Source organism: Nonlabens agnitus, assembly GCF_002994045.1.
Lineage (GTDB): Bacteria > Bacteroidota > Bacteroidia > Flavobacteriales > Flavobacteriaceae > Nonlabens > Nonlabens agnitus.
The window spans coordinates 649,117-666,846 of record NZ_MQUC01000003.1 but is presented as its reverse complement, the minus strand read 5'-3'; the positions used below and the strand labels follow the sequence as shown (position 1 = coordinate 666,846).

Here is a 17,730-nt window from a genome sequence, read left to right as displayed (position 1 = left end):
TATTTTTAATTGTTTTGAGTAACTGTAGCAGTATTTCCCGCTCCATTCTGACTTACAGAGCTGATATGATTATTGCCGTATTGTCTAACATCACTTGTATTAAAATCTCCTAATTGAGAAACTGAAGATTCACTACCATCACTAAATCCTAATGGCCCAAAAGTACCTTGTCTCACTAATGAAGTATTGCCTTGACCATCTTGAAAAACTACTGAAGTATTGTCTACTCCTATCTGGTAAGAAAATGATTCATTATTAGCCCCTAACTGATCAATATCAGCAGTGTTACCACTAGCTTCTTGCTGTACAAAGGAATAATGGTCAGCTCCTGATTGATCAACAGTTGATAAATTATCCATTCCACCTATTTGATCCAATTGATATACGTCCGATGTGTTGCCGTCTCCATTTTGATTGACGTAACTTTCATTGTTTTCAACACTTCCACCAAAAAATCTTCCTTGATAAGTCAGAGCAGTGTTCAAAGTACCTACTTGATTGATTCTAGAAATATTGGTTTCACCTTGTTGATAAGTATCTGCATCGTTTGAAGTCCCATCCTGGAAAACATATGCTTCATTATTCGGCTCTATATTTCCAGCACTACCGGACTGAAAAATATAAGAATCATTGCCGGTACCATTCTGGTCTACGTCAGCATAGTTTGAAGATCCATACTGTTCCGTAGCTGACATGTTACCAGTTCCAACCTGAACTATTAACGCGATCTGATCATCACCTCTTTGAAGAACATCAGAGTCGTTACCTGACCCATCTTGGAATACAGAAGCCTCACTATTAGCGTTTTCACCTAAATCGCCATCTGCCTGGTCTACCAATGAAATGTTAGAAGCTCCTAACTGTTCTACCAGCGCTTGGTTTGAAGCACCATTTTGAACTACATCACTATCGTTAGTGGTTCCTGCTTGCGTTACAGTGGCTACATGGTCTGTACCCGTTTGAGTAACATTACTGTCATTGGTTTGACCGAGAGCTACCGCTCCAAACATTAGTGCTGCTGCACTTAGAATTATTCGTTTCATAATTAAAATATTTAGAATTAATAAATACACAACTATGAGCCACTAAATACAGACCTTACGCGTCTGATTTAATCAAGGGGAATTTCAAAAGGTTATTTAGGGGAATAATTCTGGTAAAAAGGGAATTTACCAAGCTCTAAACGAAATGGGAACTTGTTTTGTCGAGTTAGGTAAATATAAATAGGAATAAATGTTTTATAAAAGGAATCGATAAAAAGCAGCGTATGAAAGGTACTACAATTAAAACTTACAAGTACCGTAAAATCAACGCATTGTTAACAGTTGTTAATTTTATGTTAAAGCAAAATAGTCTGATAAACAACGTTGAGGCTATTGAAACTTATAAACAATTGTGAAATGAATCTGTCTTATTCTTAACCTTATAACATCTTTTATACTATATTCAATTTTAAATGAATTTCATAAAAAAGCCCTCAAAATGAGGGCTTTTCAATAAAACAAAATGAGCAGTATTACTTAATCAACTCATAGCTTCTGTTCACAAATTCTGTCAAGGCTTCACCTTTCAGTAATCCTTGGGAAAGCTTTGCAAGATCAACCGATTGTTTGATCAGTCGCTCTTTTTTCTTGGCAGTTTTTGTTGCCATGATCTCTTGAATCAATTCGTGATTTGCATTTACCACAAGATTATACATGTCTGGCATGTTACCAAAGCCCATCATACCGCCACCACCTGTAGCCTGCATCTCTTTCATACGACGCATGAATTCTGGTTGCGTAATCATGAATGGCGCACTATCACTACTCATGGCTTCAACCTGCACGTTATAGCTGGTGTCTGCTATGGTTTCTGTAATGCTCTTCTTCAAAGTTTCTTTCTCGTCGTCAGAAAGCTTAGAGATTTGCTCTTCTTCTTTCTTGATCAGATTATCAACACTATCTGCATCTACTCGGGCAAAAGTGACGTTCTCCTTAGATTGCTCCAGCTTTTGCATCAAGTGTGATACGATAGGAGAATCTAGCAATAGGACTTCATATCCTTTCGCTTTCGCGGAAGCAAGATAACTATGCTGTGCCTCTTTATTAGAAGCATATAGAACAACCGTCTTACCATCCTTGTCCGTCTGGGCTGGCTTGATTTTCTCCATCAACTCATCCCAAGTGCAGAATGAACCATCAACTGTTGGATACAATGCAAAGGCATCAGACTTTTCAAAGAACTTATCCTCGCTCAACATACCGTATTCAATAACGATCTTGATGTCGTTCCATTTCTCCTCAAATGCAGCACGGTCTTCATTAAATAAAGACTTCAACTTATCGGCTACTTTACGGGTGATGTAGCTTGATATCTTTTTCACGGCACCATCTGCCTGTAAATAGGATCTGGAAACGTTCAATGGTATGTCTGGGCTATCAATCACACCGCGCAACATGGTCAGGAATTCTGGTACGATGCCTTCCACATTATCTGTGACAAATACCTGATTTTGATATAACTGGATGCGATCCTTTTGCACGTTAAGATCTGCAGTCATCTTAGGGAAGTACAATATTCCTGTCAGGTTGAATGGATAGTCAACATTCAAGTGAATGTGGAACAACGGCTCTTCAAACTGCATAGGGTATAACTCGCGGTAGAAGTCTTTGTAGTCTTTATCTTCTAGTTCAGTAGGTTGTTTTGTCCAGGCTGGATTTGGATTGTTGATGATGTTGTCCACTTCCTTAGTAGGTGCTGGGTCATCTTTTTTGGCTCCTTCTGGCTTTTCAAGAGTTTCGGTTTTTGTACCAAACTTGATAGGCACTGGCATGAACTTGTTGTACTTGGTCAACAGCTCGCGTATCTTACTCTCCTCAAGAAACTCCTTCTCGTCATCGCTTATATGCAAGATGATCTCTGTACCAAAGTGTTCTTTCTCTGCCGGTTCAATCGTATAGTTAGGAGATCCATCACAGCTCCAGTGTACTGCTGGCTCGTCTTTATAAGACTTCGTGATGATTTCTACTTTATCAGCCACCATAAAAGCAGAATAGAATCCTAGACCAAAATGTCCTATAATCCCACTATCTTTGGCGCTGTCCTTATATTTTTCAAGGAACTCCTCGGCACCAGAGAATGCAATGTCGTTGATATACTTCTGCACCTCATCCTCAGTCATACCTAGACCTTGGTCTATAATATGTAACGTTCCATCTTCTTTGTTGATTTTCACCTCAATCTGTTGGTCGCCCAACTCTACATTAGCCTCGCCTATCATGGCCAGGTGTTTCAATTTAAGGGTCGCATCTGTGGCGTTAGAAACCAGCTCGCGCAGGAAAATCTCGTGATCGCTGTATAAGAATTTTTTGATGAGCGGGAAAATATTCTCCACCGCTACATTAATCTTTCCTTGTTGTGACATATGATGTATTGTGTTTTAAAGTTTGTGTTTAAGTACGCTTTCGCGAAAGCGGGAACGCCTTCATCCTCAATGGTCAAATCGAGTACCAAAGCAATACAAATGACAACCTGACATTTTTTTGCCGAAGATGGCAGAAGCATCCAGTAAAACGACTAGCGTTTGCTCACAAATTTTGAAGTGTTGAGATAGAATCGCCACGGCAAATCCTTGTCTTCCTCGGCATAATCAATCCCTATTCTTTTACTGGTAGTTATCTGCTCACTGCGGTAATTGAGCGGCGTCGAAGCGAGGTCACTGAGCGGAGTCGAAGTGATCGGAGTCGAAGCAATCCACACCGTATCACCGGTCAGATCTGCACCATAATGCGATCGATCCAACCCAAAAGCCTTACTGAAATTTCCAGGTCCTGAGGTCAAAGTCTTGTCCACGGTTGACTTGCCACGACGCGCCAGCATCACATCAATACCATCGACAGGTTCCACAGCGCGAATGAGAATCGCGTCTGCCTGCTCGTTCGTATTTGTAATAATGTTGAAAAGGTTGTGAATGCCATAGCATAGATAGACATATGCTACGCCGCCGGTTTCATACATGATTTTAGTGCGATCTGTAAATCTACCCAGATGGGCATGGCAAGCCTTGTCGCCTACACCTCGATAGGCTTCGGTTTCTGTAATGATGGCGCTGGTACGTTGATCGTCCACCATGGAGACGATGGTTTTGCCTATTAGATCTTTGGCAAGGAATACCACATCGTCGTGCTGGTAATAGCTGGCAGGAAGTTTTGTAGTAGACATGAATCTAAATTACAACGGATCTTCAAGCCGTCTGGCTTGAGGCTACGATCTTAATAAAGGTTTAGCATCTTAAGGCTGTACCTTTGCAGCTTTACCTTATTATATGACTTTTCAAGATCTCAAGCTTTCCAGTGCACTACTTAGCCAACTGGAGAAAAACCAATTTGCCAGTCCAACTCCTATTCAAGAACAGGTCATCGCGCCTATTCTGGAGGGAAAGGACGTTATGGGAATTGCTAAAACGGGTTCTGGAAAGACTCTAGCCTACGTGCTGCCACTACTCGACCGCTTACAGAATAAGCGATCAGAAAATAGAGAGATTCAAGCGCTGGTCATGGTACCTACCCGCGAGCTTGCCGTACAGGTAAGTGAGACAATCATTTTATTCTCAAAAGCTTTGAAAAACCCACTGATCACGATGGCGGTTTATGGTGGTGTGAGCATCAATCCGCAAATGATGAAGATGAACACCGTGGACATTCTAGTAGCTACTCCAGGACGTCTATTGGAATTGATCGAGAAGAATGCGGTAAAGATTGCCAAGACTAAAATCCTGGTATTGGATGAGGCTGATAAAATGCTATCTGCTGGATTTCAAGCAGAAATGGATCTTATTTTTAATAGGCTTCCTACTAAAAAACAAACGCTGTTATTCTCTGCAACGCTTTCTAACCAAGTCACAGAGATAAAGGAAAACTTACTCAAGGACCCAGTGGTCATTGATGTTCAAGTTCCTGAAGAGGATCTTTCCAACATCAAACAATTGGGCTACCGAGTCACCGAAGAAAAGAAAGGAGTTTTATTAAGACATCTTATTGAGAAGCACGAGATGCAGCAAGTGTTGATATTCTGCTCCTCTACCTATCAAGTGGAACATGTCAACGACAAGCTCAACACAAACGGTATTACTTCTAAAGCTATTCACGGTAAAAAAGCTCAAGGAACAAGACAATCACACCTCAACGAATTCAAAGATGCTGATAGCGAGGTGCGCTGCCTAGTCACAACTGATTTGCTTTCTCGTGGTATTGATATAGATTTCTTACGATACGTCATCAATTACGAATTGCCTAGATCACCTAAAGATTACATCCACCGCATTGGAAGAACCGGCCGCGCAGAAAATCCAGGAACGGTCATCTCGCTAGTCACTCCAGACGAAGCACTCCACATGCGAGTCATCCAGAAAAAGACCAAGATGAAAGTCTGGATGGAAGATTTACCAGAGTGGAATTCTTAAACAGTCTGCCGACGGCATCAATATTGATGATTGCTTTTTATGATTAAAACTATACTTTATTCCTTGCTATTTATGCTGTCGTTTTCTAGTTGTATACATGAAGATACTTCTACAGATTCTGGAAAAGATTCTTTTGATTATCAGTCCTATTTGTAGAAGAACCATGATAGCTTAGTGCCAACTTTTGATTTTCCTGCCACGTATAGTATAGATAAAGTATTTGAAATAATAAATGATTACACTCAACAAGACTGTTTTGATGTATTCCATTTTAATTACGACATTGGAAACATAGTAATTCAAAGTGTTGCTCTAGAATTTTGTTATGAATTTCCACCAGCAGCCCATTGGAAAACTTTACGCCTAGAAACTTTTGGCAGCGAAGTTATATTGGATCAAAGGAAAATAGATAAAACCGAAATCTTTTCAAAGAGCAAAGAGTTTTTCGAAGAAAACACAGATGTTAAAGCGCATTTTTTTATTGTCTTTAAATCTCACGATGGTATTACCGCCAATGAATTAAGAGAAATATTGTCAACCATTATTATTTGTTACACTGCATATATAGAAAATGAATTTGAAAGGAAGTTTCAATTAGCTATTTCTAAAGCTAATCAAAGTCAATTAGATGAGTTTAAATCCAATAACTCACTTCGCTTATGTTCAATGAGTTTTCTTTTATAGTTCCGCCACCGCCAGCTCCAGGTTTGAACTAAATCTTATAAACCAGTATCGAGCGGCAGTCGAGATATGGTTTGATTTACAATCATTATTTCGAACAAATTCCTTTTCTCGACTGCAGCTCGAAACAGGAATCATATAATTCGTAACATTCCCAATTGCAACAAAAAAAGCCCCAACGAATTGAGACTTTTAAATTTGATTTCAGCTTAGGCTTTAGTTAGATTACTTCTTCTCAAAGTCCAGACACAAGCTATTCACACAATGTCTGATTCCAGTATTTGTCGGTCCATCGTTAAAAACATGACCCAAATGGCTGCCACAGTTGGCGCATAAGATTTCCGTACGTATCATGCCGTGAGTAGAGTCGCGTTTGCGTTCAATGGCTCCTTCTATCTCATCATCAAATGATGGCCAGCCGCAACCGCTGTCAAACTTAGCTTCAGATTTGTATAATTCATTACCGCACGCGGCGCAACTATAAACACCGTCTTCATAATGAGTATTGTATTCTCCAGTAAAAGGACGCTCAGTACCTTTCTCACGTAAAACATGATATTGCTCTGGCGTCAATTTGCTTTTATATTCTTCTTCAGTCATCGTTATAGATTATTTTCTAAGTTCTGGTAATGGCTGTCCTTCTGGAACAAAATCCAAAGCCACACCATTGATACAATGTCTCTTTCCAGTGGTTTCTTGAGGTCCATCGTTAAAAATATGACCTAAGTGACTACCACAGGTAGCACATTTAGCTTCATCTCTTTTGTACCCTATTTTCATATCGCTGTCTAAAACGATAGCACCGTCCATCGCGCGGTCATAACTAGGCCATCCTGTACCTGATTTGAATTTATGCGCATTATCATATAGTGGAGCATAACATGCTGCGCAAATTAAGGTTCCTGGACTGGTTTCATCATTTAGCGGACTAGTGAATGGTCGTTCGGTTCCTGCTTTGCGCAAGACTTCAAACTCTTCTGGAGTTAATATAGCTTCCCATTGAGCCTCAGTTTTGGAGACTTTATAAGCTTGTTGTTCGTTGGACGCCATCGCGGTTTCTTCCGTTGGCTTGTCTTGTGCATTTGATTTACAGGAAACTGCTGCAACCGCAAGCATTCCTAAAATTACATTCTTGATCATCTTTAATATTTTTTATAAAGTTAATCCACAACTGTTCCATACACTGTTGGTACAATGTTAATCTGCCTTAACTTGGGACGAGCTCAAATCTGCTGTGGTGTAATCCAGCAAAATGCTATTTTTGTCATATGAATAAGAAAGTTGCCATCATCATGGGATCAATGAGCGACCTGCCAGTGATGCAGGACGCCATCGACGTCCTCAAAGAGTTACAGATAGAAACGGTTGTAGATGTGGTTAGTGCCCATCGTACGCCAGAAAAAATGTTTGATTTTGGTAAAAACGCCCACAATCGCGGTATTGCTGTTATCATCGCAGGTGCTGGCGGTGCAGCACACTTGCCTGGAATGGTAGCCAGCCTGTCTCCATTACCAGTTATAGGTGTTCCCGTTAAGTCTAGTAATTCCATAGATGGTTGGGATAGTGTTCTTTCCATTTTGCAAATGCCTGGTGGCGTTCCAGTTGCGACTGTGGCACTTAACGGTGCCAAAAACGCAGGTATTCTAGCTGCCCAAATCTTAGGCGCCACGCAAGAAGATATCCGCGATCGTATCGTGGACTATAAGGAAACGTTGAAGAAAAAGGTGACAGACGCTGCAGCGCATATGCGTTCTCATGAGTAAACCTTTTCTCTACAGCTCGATTATCATGATAAGTTTGACTGTGATCTGGTTGATCTATGAGTTCCAATTACATCATTTTGTAAAGTGGCATTTTTTGACGGTTGGTGCCATTCATATCATCATGTCCATCATTATCAATCGCCAGTTTACCACGAAGGATATCAATTATTTAGGTTGGATTCATGTGGTGTCAGGTGTAGTATTTTTCGCATATGGTCATTTTATCCTTTAAAATTGCCAAAAAATGTGAAAGTATTTAACAAATCCCTATAAAACCTTAGACCTCTGGCTCGTACTTTTACGACCATGAGTAAAGAAAACAATCCCCTATTACAGACGTTTGAAACGCCTTTTCAAACGGCACCGTTTGCCGTGATTGAAGAGGCTCATTTTGAGTCCGCTTTCGCGAAAGCGATCTCATTAGCACAGTCAGAAATTGACACCATCACCAGTAACAGTCAACCGGCCACCTTTGCAAATACCATTGAGGCACTGGACCGAAGCGGCGATCAACTAAGCCGCATCAGTTCTATATTTTTTAACCTCAACAGCGCAGAGACCAATGACGAAATACAGCGAATTGCCCGTGAGGTGAGCCCGCAGCTTTCAAAATTTGGTAACGACGTGACTTTAAATAAAGAATTGTTTGCCAGGGTAAAAGCCGTTTATGATCAACGCGATGAACTAGCGCTGGACCCAGAACAATTGACTTTGCTGGAAAAACAATACAAACGATTTGCTCGTAACGGCGCCAATCTTGCGGAAAACAAAAAAGAGCGGCTGCGTGAAATCGATGCAAAACTGGCGCAACTTTCTCTAGGTTTTGGAGAGAATGTACTCGCAGCAACGCAGGAATTTGAACTACACCTCACCAATAAGGACGACCTTGCAGGTATACCAGAAACAGCACTAGAAGCCGCTGCAGAAGAAGCAAAAAGCCGTGACAAGGAAGGTTATGTATTCACACTGGATTATCCCAGTTATATTCCTTTCATGACTTATGCAGATAACCGTGAACTGCGCGAAACGATGTCCAAAGCTTTTGGAGCTAGGGCTTATCAAGGTAAGCATAGCAATCAGGAGAACGTGTTGGAAATCGCCAACTTGCGATTTGAAAGAGCCAATTTGCTAGGCTATAAAACGCATGCGCACTTTGTATTGGAAGAACGCATGGCGATGACGCCCAAAAAGGTGCGCAAATTCTCAGAGGAATTACTCAAAAAAGCCAAGCCCGCAGCAAGAAAGGAATTTGATGAACTTACTGATTTTGCGGTTGAATACCTGCGTGATAACCATTTGGAACCCATTAAAGAGTTGCAAAAATGGGATGCTGCCTATTTCTCTGAAAAACTGAAGAAATCGCACTTCAATCTTGATGATGAGCTTCTCAAACCGTATTTTAAATTGGAAAATGTCATCGACGGCGCCTTTGAAGTGGCAAATCGTCTGTATGGATTGACATTTCACAAAACTGATAACATAGACACCTATCACAAAGATGTGATGACCTATGAGGTCAAAAATGAAGACGGCTCATTGAATTCTATCTTCTATGCCGATTTTTTCCCGCGTAAGGGAAAAAGAAATGGCGCATGGATGACCTCATTCAAAGATCAATACATTGAAAATGGTGTGAACAGCCGTCCACACATTTCCATCGTTTGTAATTTCACTAAGCCTACTGCTACTAAACCATCGTTACTAACCTTTAATGAGGTGACCACACTTTTTCATGAATTTGGACATGCGCTACACGGCATGCTTGCAAATACTACTTACCGTAGCCTATCAGGCACATCAGTATTTTGGGATTTTGTGGAACTGCCCAGTCAGATTCTTGAGAACTGGTGTTATGAGAAAGAAGCGCTGGAACTTTTTGCCCGTCATTATGAAACGGACGAAGTAATTCCAGCAGAGTACATTGAAAAGATTAAGAACGCGGCTAGTTTCCATCAAGGGTTGCAAACGCTGCGACAGCTATCCTTTGGAATGCTGGACATGAGTTGGCATGGTATCGATCCACGTGAGATTGATGACGTAAAACTTCATGAAATGGAAACTTTTGACCAAACAGATTTATATCCAGATGTGGAAAGTAGCTGTATGAGTACCGCTTTTGCCCATATTTTTCAAGGTGGTTACAGCGCTGGATATTACTCCTATAAATGGGCAGAAGTACTTGATGCAGATGCTTTTGAACTGTTCAAGGAGAAAGGTGTTTTCAACAGAGAAATTGCCTCTAGCTTTAAGGACAACGTTTTATCAAAAGGTGGAACAGAGAACCCAATGTTGTTGTATACCCGCTTTCGCGGAAGCGAACCTAAAATAGACGCTTTGCTTAAAAGAGCAGGATTGGTAGCGTAACGGTTAAAAATAAGTTCGTGTTAACGGCTGGTTTTTGATTTTGTTAAGAGTTCATATAGTGCCTAGAGAGCTTTTGAGGCTTAACTTTGGGAATATACCAAGCGTTTCCCTCCAAAAGGTAGGTTTGACGAATTGAAATAAATCTGAATTCATTATTTTGAATTCTGAATAGATAAAGATGCCAGAAGTAAAATTAGTTCCAGATAAATGGGTAGATCGCTACGCGGACTACTTATTCAATTATACCATTACCAGAGTAAACGATGCTGCTCTTGCCGAAGATCTGGTGTCTGAAACTTTTCTGGCTGGTTTAAAAAGCGCACACCGATTCCAAGGTAACAGTACAGAACGTACCTGGTTGGTTTCCATTCTTAAACGCAAGATTATTGATCAATATAGAAAGCAAAACAGTAAAAAAGGAAAAGCTGAAGTACGAGTGAGCTATCTCGCCACTAGCGATCAAGAAGGCGACTGGCTGGAAGAACGTGTAGGTGATATGCGCAATCCTACTGTAGAAGATGAAATTGAACAACGCGAACTGGGCGAGGCGCTGAATGCGTGCATCGATTCACTACCAGAACGTTATGCCACCATATTTGTCCAGAAATCTATCGATAATCTTGAAACAGAAACGATCTGTAAGGAACATGATATCACGCCGTCAAATTTATGGGTAATATTGCACCGCGCAAGAGTACAATTAATGGATTGTCTCAAGGACAAGTGGTTTAATGATGATAACTAAATGAGTAGCAGGATATTTATAAAATGTGAAGACGCGCACGTGCTTAGTACTCGTGACCAATATAAGGATCTTAATCCTAAGGAAAGATTCCGTCTTAATTTGCATAAAAGTCATTGCCCTGGATGTCGTAAGTTTCATAAAATCAACGATAAGTTTTCCAGTAAAATGAAAAGCTTAAAATGGGTCAAATTATCTGACGAACAAAAAAAATCCATCAAGGAGCGCTTAAAGGAACATATCAGTAACTAATCGCTGGATAATAAAATCAGCACCAGCCACAACGCTGGTATTGCTTCTACAAAAAAGCTGGCGTAATAATCAGATTTTATCTTATCAGAGCCCATAATCGCTAATGCTGTTATGGCTAGAATGATATAAGTTATGATGCCATGGACATTGAATCCTGATGCCATCAAATATTCTAGCAGGGCGCATATGGCAATTAGCACCAGTCCAATAATTTCAGAATTTTGGGTTCCTACTACCTGCGGCAATGTGCGCAGTTTAGGTGGGTCATATTTAAGATCTCTTATCTCAAAAGGTATGCACAGGGCAATCACAAAAAGCGAATACTGGATGAGTCGTCCATAAATTCCCTCGTTGTTGATCACGTTTAATAATTCTTCTATAGAATCGGTTTGAATGGCATAAGGCAAAAGAACCGCTAGAATAGACCATGAAGCACCGATGGTGATCAATTTTAAGATCGGTATCTCTCGGAAGCTTTTTCCCAGTAATTCAGGTAAGGAATAGAGACTGGTGAGTATCGTACAAAAGGCAAAAAGAGCAAAAGCGCGCATTCCCAACTCAATTACTGTGATACTCGCTACCAAAGAGCATAAAAAGGTCAATAATTTTATTGGATAGTGGTATGGAAACTTCTCGTTAAGCAAATGGATGTATTTGGCAACATTGTAACCTACTAAAGTTGCTGTACCTATAGCGGTGAGTTCTATCCATCCTGGCGTAAATCCAGCGTGCGCAGATACTACCGCATAAAAGGCTATATAGCACAAACTTACATGCAAGCTGCTCTTGACATAAAAGTCCAAAAAATGTTTCGCTACCATCATTTAATCAAAGGTAGTTGGGATCGTTAACAACTTGCCATAAACCGTTGAAAAATCATTGATTCAGACCACGTCAAGCTGTTAGTTTCCATGGCTTAATCGACTACTTTTGTATTCTCTTAAAATAGACCACATAAGTACTATGAATACAGACCGCTTTGCACTCAGACACATTGGACCACGCCGCTCAGACCTTCCAGAAATGCTGGAAAAAATAGGTGTAGAAGACATTGATCAGTTAATCCATGAAACCATACCAGCAGGCATCAGGCTCCAGAAGGAATTGCAGCTGGATGACGCGATGAGTGAGTATGAATTTTTGTCCCATATCAACACTTTGGGGAATAAAAACAAACAATATAGATCCTACATAGGTCTAGGTTACAATGCAGGTATAACTCCAGCGGTAATTCAAAGAAATATTCTAGAAAATCCAGGCTGGTATACGGCTTACACGCCTTATCAAGCAGAAATTGCTCAAGGTCGTCTGGAAGCGCTATTGAATTACCAGACCATGGTGACCGATCTTACTGGGATGGAGCTTGCAAATGCCTCACTACTGGATGAATCTACAGCGGCTGCCGAGGCAATGACTCTGTTATTCTCAGTTCGTGATCGCGATCAAAAGAAAAACAATCACGTCAAGTTCTTTGTGGATAACGATGTGATGCCACAAACTAAGGAATTGCTAAAAACTCGTGCTATTCCGCTTGGGATCGAGTTGGTGGAAGGCAATCCTAAGGAAATGGATCTTAACGATTCTTATTACGCAATACTACTTCAGTATCCAGGTGCTAGTGGTAATGTTGTGGATTATACCGCTTTCGCGAAAGAGTGCTCTGATAAAGGCATTCGCATAGCTGTAGCCGCAGATATTCTATCGTTGGTACTGCTGGAAGCTCCGGGAAATTGGGGCGCAGATGTAGTTGTGGGAACCACACAACGTTTTGGTATTCCTTTGGGATACGGCGGTCCACACGCGGCGTTTTTTGCTACCAGAGAAGAATTCAAGAGACAGATTCCAGGACGTATCATTGGTGTGACAAAGGATATGGATGGCAAACGTGCGTTGCGCATGGCATTGCAAACCAGAGAACAGCACATCAAACGCGATAAGGCGACCTCAAATATTTGTACCGCTCAAGTACTACTAGCCGTAATGGCTGGAATGTACGCTGTATATCATGGCCCAAGAGGATTGAAATACATCGCTGGAAAAGTCCACAGACATGCCGCAACTCTAGCAGATGCAGTTGAAAAACTAGGCATCTACCAGACTAACGAGAATTATTTTGACACGCTTTCTTTCAAGACTTCATCGGCTCCAGTACGAGAAGCTGCGTTAGAAAAAGAAATCAACTTCTATTATCCAGATGCAGACACCGTGCAGGTTTCCATCAATGAGACCACATCACTTGCAGATCTGAATGATATAGTTTCTGCTTTCGCGAAAGCGGTAAACAAAACAGCAGAACCGATCACAGAATTGTTGGACGAAACCAACCTAGGAACTGGTCGCCAAACCGACTTCCTTACCTACGAGGTGTTCAATTCCTATCACAGTGAAACGGAATTGATGCGATACATAAAGAGATTGGAACGTAAGGATCTTGCCTTGAACCACTCGATGATCGCATTGGGATCTTGTACCATGAAGCTTAACGCTGCAGCAGAAATGTTGCCATTGTCAGATCCACAATGGGGAAATATTCACCCGTTTGTACCTATCGATCAAGCAGCTGGATATCAGGAAATGCTTAAAAAACTTGAGCTACAATTGAATGAAGCCACCGGTTTTGCAGGTACTTCACTACAACCCAATTCTGGTGCACAAGGTGAGTTTGCAGGACTTATGGCTATACGTGCCTACCACATTTCACGTGGTGATACGCACAGAAATATTTGTTTGATACCATCCAGCGCACATGGAACCAATCCTGCGAGTGCCGTTATGGCTGGTATGAAGGTTGTCGTCACCAAAGCTTTGGAAAACGGTAATATCGATGTGGATGATTTGCGCGAAAAAGCAGAACAATACAAAGACAGTCTTAGTGCCTTGATGGTAACTTATCCATCGACGCATGGTGTTTATGAAAGTGCCATCAAAGAAATTACTGGGTTGATCCATGATAACGGTGGACTGGTATATATGGATGGTGCAAACATGAACGCACAGGTTGGGTTGACTAATCCTGGAAACATTGGTGCAGATGTATGTCACTTGAACCTACATAAAACATTTGCCATTCCACATGGTGGTGGTGGACCTGGCGTTGGACCTATTTGTGTGGCTGAGCGATTGGTTCCATTCCTGCCTACCAATCCAATTATTCCAACTGGTGGCGATCAAGCGATTACTCCTATTAGTGCGGCACCATTTGGTAGTGCTTTGGCTTGTTTGATTTCTTACGGATACATCTGCATGCTAGGTGCCGATGGATTGAAAAGATCTACAGAATATGCCATCGTGAATGCCAACTACATCAAAGAACGTCTTAAAGGAAGTTTTGAATGTTTGTATTCTGGAGAACAAGGACGCGCCGCACACGAGATGATTATTGACTGTCGTCCATTTAAAGACAACGGAATTGAAGTTGTGGATATCGCAAAACGATTAATGGATTATGGATTCCACGCTCCTACAGTTTCTTTCCCAGTTGCAGGAACCATGATGATCGAGCCTACAGAATCAGAAAGCAAAGCAGAAATCGATCGTTTTTGTGATGCTATGATCTCGATAAGAAAAGAGATAGCAGAATGTGATAAGGATGAGCCCAACAACCTTCTTAAGAATGCACCTCATACCATGATGATGCTTACTTCAAATGATTGGGATTTCCCGTACACTAGAGAGCAGGCTGCATATCCATTGGAATGGGTAGCGCTCAACAAATTCTGGCCGTCAGTTCGTCGTGCAGATGACGCCTATGGCGATCGTAATTTGATGTGTACTTGTGCCCCTATGGAAGAATATTTATAGTGAAACCATCACCAGCGACTCATCAGTCGCTGGTGTTTTTTATTATGCACGCATAGAAAAATTGGTCTAGAAATAGGATTATCAATTATTTATCACTTTTTTTACAGATTATATCATCTTTATGAGAGCTAAAATTACTGGTGTAGGAAGTTATATTCCTGATGTGGTGAGAAAGAATGAGGAGTTCATGAACCACGAGTTCCTGAACAATGATGGTACCTCTTTTGGAAGTGATAATGCCACCATTATTGAAAAGTTTGTTGCTATAACTGGTATAGAAGAAAGACGTTACATCAGTAATGAAATGTTCACCAGTGACATTGCTACCAGCGCAGCTCGCAATGCGGTCGCAGATGCAAAAGCAGATCCAGAAACCATAGATTTTATCATTGTAGCTCATAACTATGGTGATGTAAAACCAGATGGCGGCAGTAGTGACATGGTACCAAGTTTAGGTACTAGAGTGAAGCAAAAGTTAGGTATCAAGAATCCTAAATGCGTCGCTTATGATGTCTTGTTTGGTTGTCCTGGATGGATCTTAGGTTTGACTCAAGCCGATTCGTTCATTAAATCTGGACTGGCCAAAAAAGTTTTGGTCATAGGTGCAGAAGCTTTATCAAGAGTCGTCGATCCTCATGACAGAGACAGCATGATCTATTCTGATGGTGCTGGAGCGGTTTTGGTAGAGCCAAGTAATGACGATCACGGAATCATTGGACAAGCCACAGCGACCTATACAGAGGATGAAGCTTATTTCATCTTCAACCAGAAATCTTATAACGTCAATCTGGACAATAAGACTCAATACATTAAAATGTACGGGCGTCGCATATACAATTTTGCACTTTCAAAGGTTCCTGAAGGAATGAAAGCAGCACTGGATCAGTCTGGCGTGGATATTAAAGACTTGAAAAAGATCTTTATCCATCAAGCTAATGAAAAAATGGATGAAGCCATCGTGACTCGATTCTATAAGTTATATGACATGGATATGCCTAAGCATATTATGCCTATGATCATTCATAAACTGGGTAATAGTAGTGTAGCTACCGTTCCTACCGTTATGGATCTGGTAGTAAAAGGTAAAATGAAAGATCACAAAGTTGGAAAAGGTGACGTCGTAATGTTTGCCAGTGTAGGTGCTGGGATGAACATCAACGCCATAGTTTATAGATACTAAAAAGAATCTTTTCCATTTGTAAAAGCGTTCAAACCGATTAGTGGAACACTGTTTCATTTAATACACACTCATATCAAGATACACATCGACGATGGGCCAGTCGCCTTCATCGGTTTCTACTTGTGAAATTTTCTCTGCCACTTCCATTCCAGAAGTCACTCGGCCAAAAATGGTATGCTCGCCATCTAGGTGATCTGTTGCTCTTAAAGAGATAAAAAAGTCAAATGGATTGTGCCACATTTCTGGGTTGTCTTCCCATTCCTTAGCACTACTTACCGTTCCATATGCGTGCTTCACGTTAGGTAGAAAGTGTGGCGCTAACTTATAATTACCGGCACTGCTGCGCATGGTTGCTGTAAAAGGATCATCGCTATCACCCGCTTGAACGATGAATCGCGGCACCACTCTATGCGCTACCGTACCATCATAGTAACCGTTTTTGATGAGGTACACAAAGCTTGCTCTATAGATAGGCGTTTCCTCAAAAAGCTCCATCTCGATCGTGCCAAATTTCGTTTTCATGCGCACTCTAGTCTCTGGATTCTTTTTACCATATCTGGTAAAAAAGGGAATGACACTGTCTTGAGGTATAAAACTGAGTAGTGTGTCACCGTCTGCGGTGATGGGCGGCGCATAAAATTCTGCAAGAGTGATTTCTTCCTTTTCTTCTTTGGAAAGTTCGGGCTGCGGTTCAGGTGTGTCTTGTTTTGATTTGTCCGTAGTATCTTTACAAGAGAAGAAAATGCCTATCAGTAAAAGCAAACACCATTTTGAATTCATTCAGTGATTTTTTAGATCTAGTTCCAAAATTAACCAAAATGCCATTGCCAGGTGCCACGGCACAGATGGAAATGGCTGCCGTGGAGCGACTGGAAGAATTACAAAATGCCCAAATGGCTTCAAAAACTCCCAAAGAGGCAGCGACCATGATGCTGGTGTACCCTAAATATGATGTTCCCTACTTCGTGCTTATCGAGCGTATGATCTCGAAAGGAAAACACAGTGGACAGATCGCGTTCCCTGGTGGCCGGTCAGAAGAAGAAGACGATTCCCATGCCGTCACAGCTCTAAGAGAAACTGAAGAAGAAGTAGGTATATTGATGAGCCATCAGGAAGTCATTACAGCAGGTACTCCAGTTTACATACCGCCCAGTAACTACTTGGTTCGTCCTTTTCTCGCTTTCGCGAAAGCGAACTTATCCTTCACACCGCAACCCAGCGAGGTGAAATCTATCATAGAAGTACCATTGCAAGAATTGCTGGACCCAGCAAATGTTTCTACTCATAACCTGTCGACCAGCTATATGGAAAATGTCGATGTGCCTTGTTTTTTATTGAAGGATCATATCGTTTGGGGCGCTACCGCCATGATGCTCAACGAGTTCAAAAGCTTGTTCACGCTAGCGATGGATCACTAAGATTCTAAATTCCCGCCAGCTGAATTTAACAACTGATAATGGTGTGATTTTGTATCTTGCTCTTTCGTTCAAATTTGAAATACTTC

The 17,730-nt window shown here is 41.2% G+C and carries 16 protein-coding genes; 9 read left to right on the top strand and 7 right to left on the bottom strand.

The window, feature by feature from the left end; genetic code table 11:
• Window positions 1-5: 5 nt before the first annotated feature.
• The 3 genes from BST86_RS03290 to BST86_RS03280 form a co-directional block, all read right to left on the bottom strand.
• Window positions 6-1,043, bottom strand: a complete 1,038-nt coding sequence (locus BST86_RS03290; RefSeq protein WP_105982011.1) for a hypothetical protein — start codon at window positions 1,041-1,043, stop codon at window positions 6-8.
• Window positions 1,044-1,516: 473 nt separating this feature from the next.
• The gene (htpG, locus tag BST86_RS03285; protein WP_105982010.1) at window positions 1,517-3,406 is read right to left on the bottom strand and encodes a molecular chaperone HtpG; all 1,890 of its coding nucleotides are present in this window, start codon (window positions 3,404-3,406) and stop codon (window positions 1,517-1,519) included.
• 152 nt (window positions 3,407-3,558) lie between these two features.
• Entirely contained in the window at window positions 3,559-4,203 is a 645-nt protein-coding gene (locus BST86_RS03280; RefSeq protein ID WP_105982009.1) for a DNA-3-methyladenine glycosylase, read from the bottom strand.
• 103 nt (window positions 4,204-4,306) lie between these two features.
• Between BST86_RS03280 and BST86_RS03275 the strand changes: the two genes are divergently transcribed.
• A complete protein-coding gene (locus BST86_RS03275; RefSeq protein WP_105982008.1) occupies window positions 4,307-5,443 on the top strand; it encodes a DEAD/DEAH box helicase in 1,137 nt (378 codons plus the stop codon).
• A 174-nt stretch (window positions 5,444-5,617) separates the two neighbouring features.
• The gene (locus BST86_RS03270) at window positions 5,618-6,127 is read left to right on the top strand and encodes a hypothetical protein (RefSeq protein WP_105982007.1); all 510 of its coding nucleotides are present in this window, start codon (window positions 5,618-5,620) and stop codon (window positions 6,125-6,127) included.
• A gap of 222 nt (window positions 6,128-6,349) precedes the next feature.
• Here the strand turns inward: BST86_RS03270 and msrB (BST86_RS03265) are convergent, their stop codons facing one another.
• Together msrB (BST86_RS03265) and msrB (BST86_RS03260) are read right to left on the bottom strand one after the other, a co-directional pair.
• The gene (gene msrB / locus BST86_RS03265; protein ID WP_105982006.1) at window positions 6,350-6,724 is read right to left on the bottom strand and encodes a peptide-methionine (R)-S-oxide reductase MsrB; all 375 of its coding nucleotides are present in this window, start codon (window positions 6,722-6,724) and stop codon (window positions 6,350-6,352) included.
• Between the two features lie 9 nt (window positions 6,725-6,733).
• Window positions 6,734-7,264, bottom strand: coding sequence for a peptide-methionine (R)-S-oxide reductase MsrB (gene msrB, locus BST86_RS03260; RefSeq protein ID WP_105982005.1), 531 nt, complete (start codon window positions 7,262-7,264; stop codon window positions 6,734-6,736).
• Between the two features lie 128 nt (window positions 7,265-7,392).
• Here msrB (BST86_RS03260) and purE point away from each other — a divergent pair, with 128 nt between their 5' ends.
• The 4 genes from purE to BST86_RS03240 all read left to right on the top strand — a co-directional run bounded on the left by purE (window position 7,393) and on the right by BST86_RS03240 (window position 10,996).
• Window positions 7,393-7,887: a 5-(carboxyamino)imidazole ribonucleotide mutase gene (purE, locus tag BST86_RS03255; RefSeq protein ID WP_105982004.1), complete on the top strand. Its 495-nt coding sequence runs from the start codon at window positions 7,393-7,395 to the stop codon at window positions 7,885-7,887.
• Window positions 7,880-8,119, top strand: coding sequence for a hypothetical protein (locus BST86_RS03250; RefSeq protein ID WP_146126700.1), 240 nt, complete (start codon window positions 7,880-7,882; stop codon window positions 8,117-8,119). The genes purE and BST86_RS03250 overlap by 8 nt, the downstream gene beginning before the upstream one ends.
• Window positions 8,120-8,193: 74 nt before the next feature.
• Window positions 8,194-10,251, top strand: coding sequence for a M3 family metallopeptidase (locus tag BST86_RS03245; protein WP_105982002.1), 2,058 nt, complete (start codon window positions 8,194-8,196; stop codon window positions 10,249-10,251).
• A gap of 178 nt (window positions 10,252-10,429) precedes the next feature.
• On the top strand, window positions 10,430-10,996 hold the full coding sequence (locus BST86_RS03240) for a sigma-70 family RNA polymerase sigma factor (protein ID WP_055412435.1): 567 nt from the start codon (window positions 10,430-10,432) through the stop codon (window positions 10,994-10,996).
• Window positions 10,997-11,241: 245 nt separating this feature from the next.
• Here BST86_RS03240 and BST86_RS03230 read toward each other — a convergent pair whose 3' ends face one another.
• On the bottom strand, window positions 11,242-12,069 hold the full coding sequence (locus BST86_RS03230; RefSeq protein WP_105982000.1) for a UbiA prenyltransferase family protein: 828 nt from the start codon (window positions 12,067-12,069) through the stop codon (window positions 11,242-11,244).
• A gap of 139 nt (window positions 12,070-12,208) precedes the next feature.
• Between BST86_RS03230 and gcvP the strand changes: the two genes are divergently transcribed.
• Both gcvP and BST86_RS03220 read left to right on the top strand, forming a co-directional pair.
• Window positions 12,209-15,046 (top strand): aminomethyl-transferring glycine dehydrogenase, encoded by a 2,838-nt coding sequence (gcvP, locus tag BST86_RS03225; protein ID WP_105981999.1) that lies wholly within the window; start codon window positions 12,209-12,211, stop codon window positions 15,044-15,046.
• Between the two features lie 121 nt (window positions 15,047-15,167).
• Window positions 15,168-16,226, top strand: coding sequence for a 3-oxoacyl-ACP synthase III family protein (locus tag BST86_RS03220; RefSeq protein ID WP_105981998.1), 1,059 nt, complete (start codon window positions 15,168-15,170; stop codon window positions 16,224-16,226).
• A 57-nt stretch (window positions 16,227-16,283) separates the two neighbouring features.
• Here the strand turns inward: BST86_RS03220 and BST86_RS03215 are convergent, their stop codons facing one another.
• Window positions 16,284-17,006 (bottom strand): peptidylprolyl isomerase, encoded by a 723-nt coding sequence (locus BST86_RS03215; protein ID WP_105981997.1) that lies wholly within the window; start codon window positions 17,004-17,006, stop codon window positions 16,284-16,286.
• A 38-nt stretch (window positions 17,007-17,044) separates the two neighbouring features.
• Between BST86_RS03215 and BST86_RS03210 the strand changes: the two genes are divergently transcribed.
• Window positions 17,045-17,644 carry an NUDIX hydrolase gene (locus tag BST86_RS03210; RefSeq protein ID WP_105981996.1) on the top strand — a complete coding sequence of 200 codons (600 nt, stop codon included), beginning with the start codon at window positions 17,045-17,047 and terminating at the stop codon, window positions 17,642-17,644.
• The last annotated feature ends 86 nt before the right edge of the window (window positions 17,645-17,730 follow it).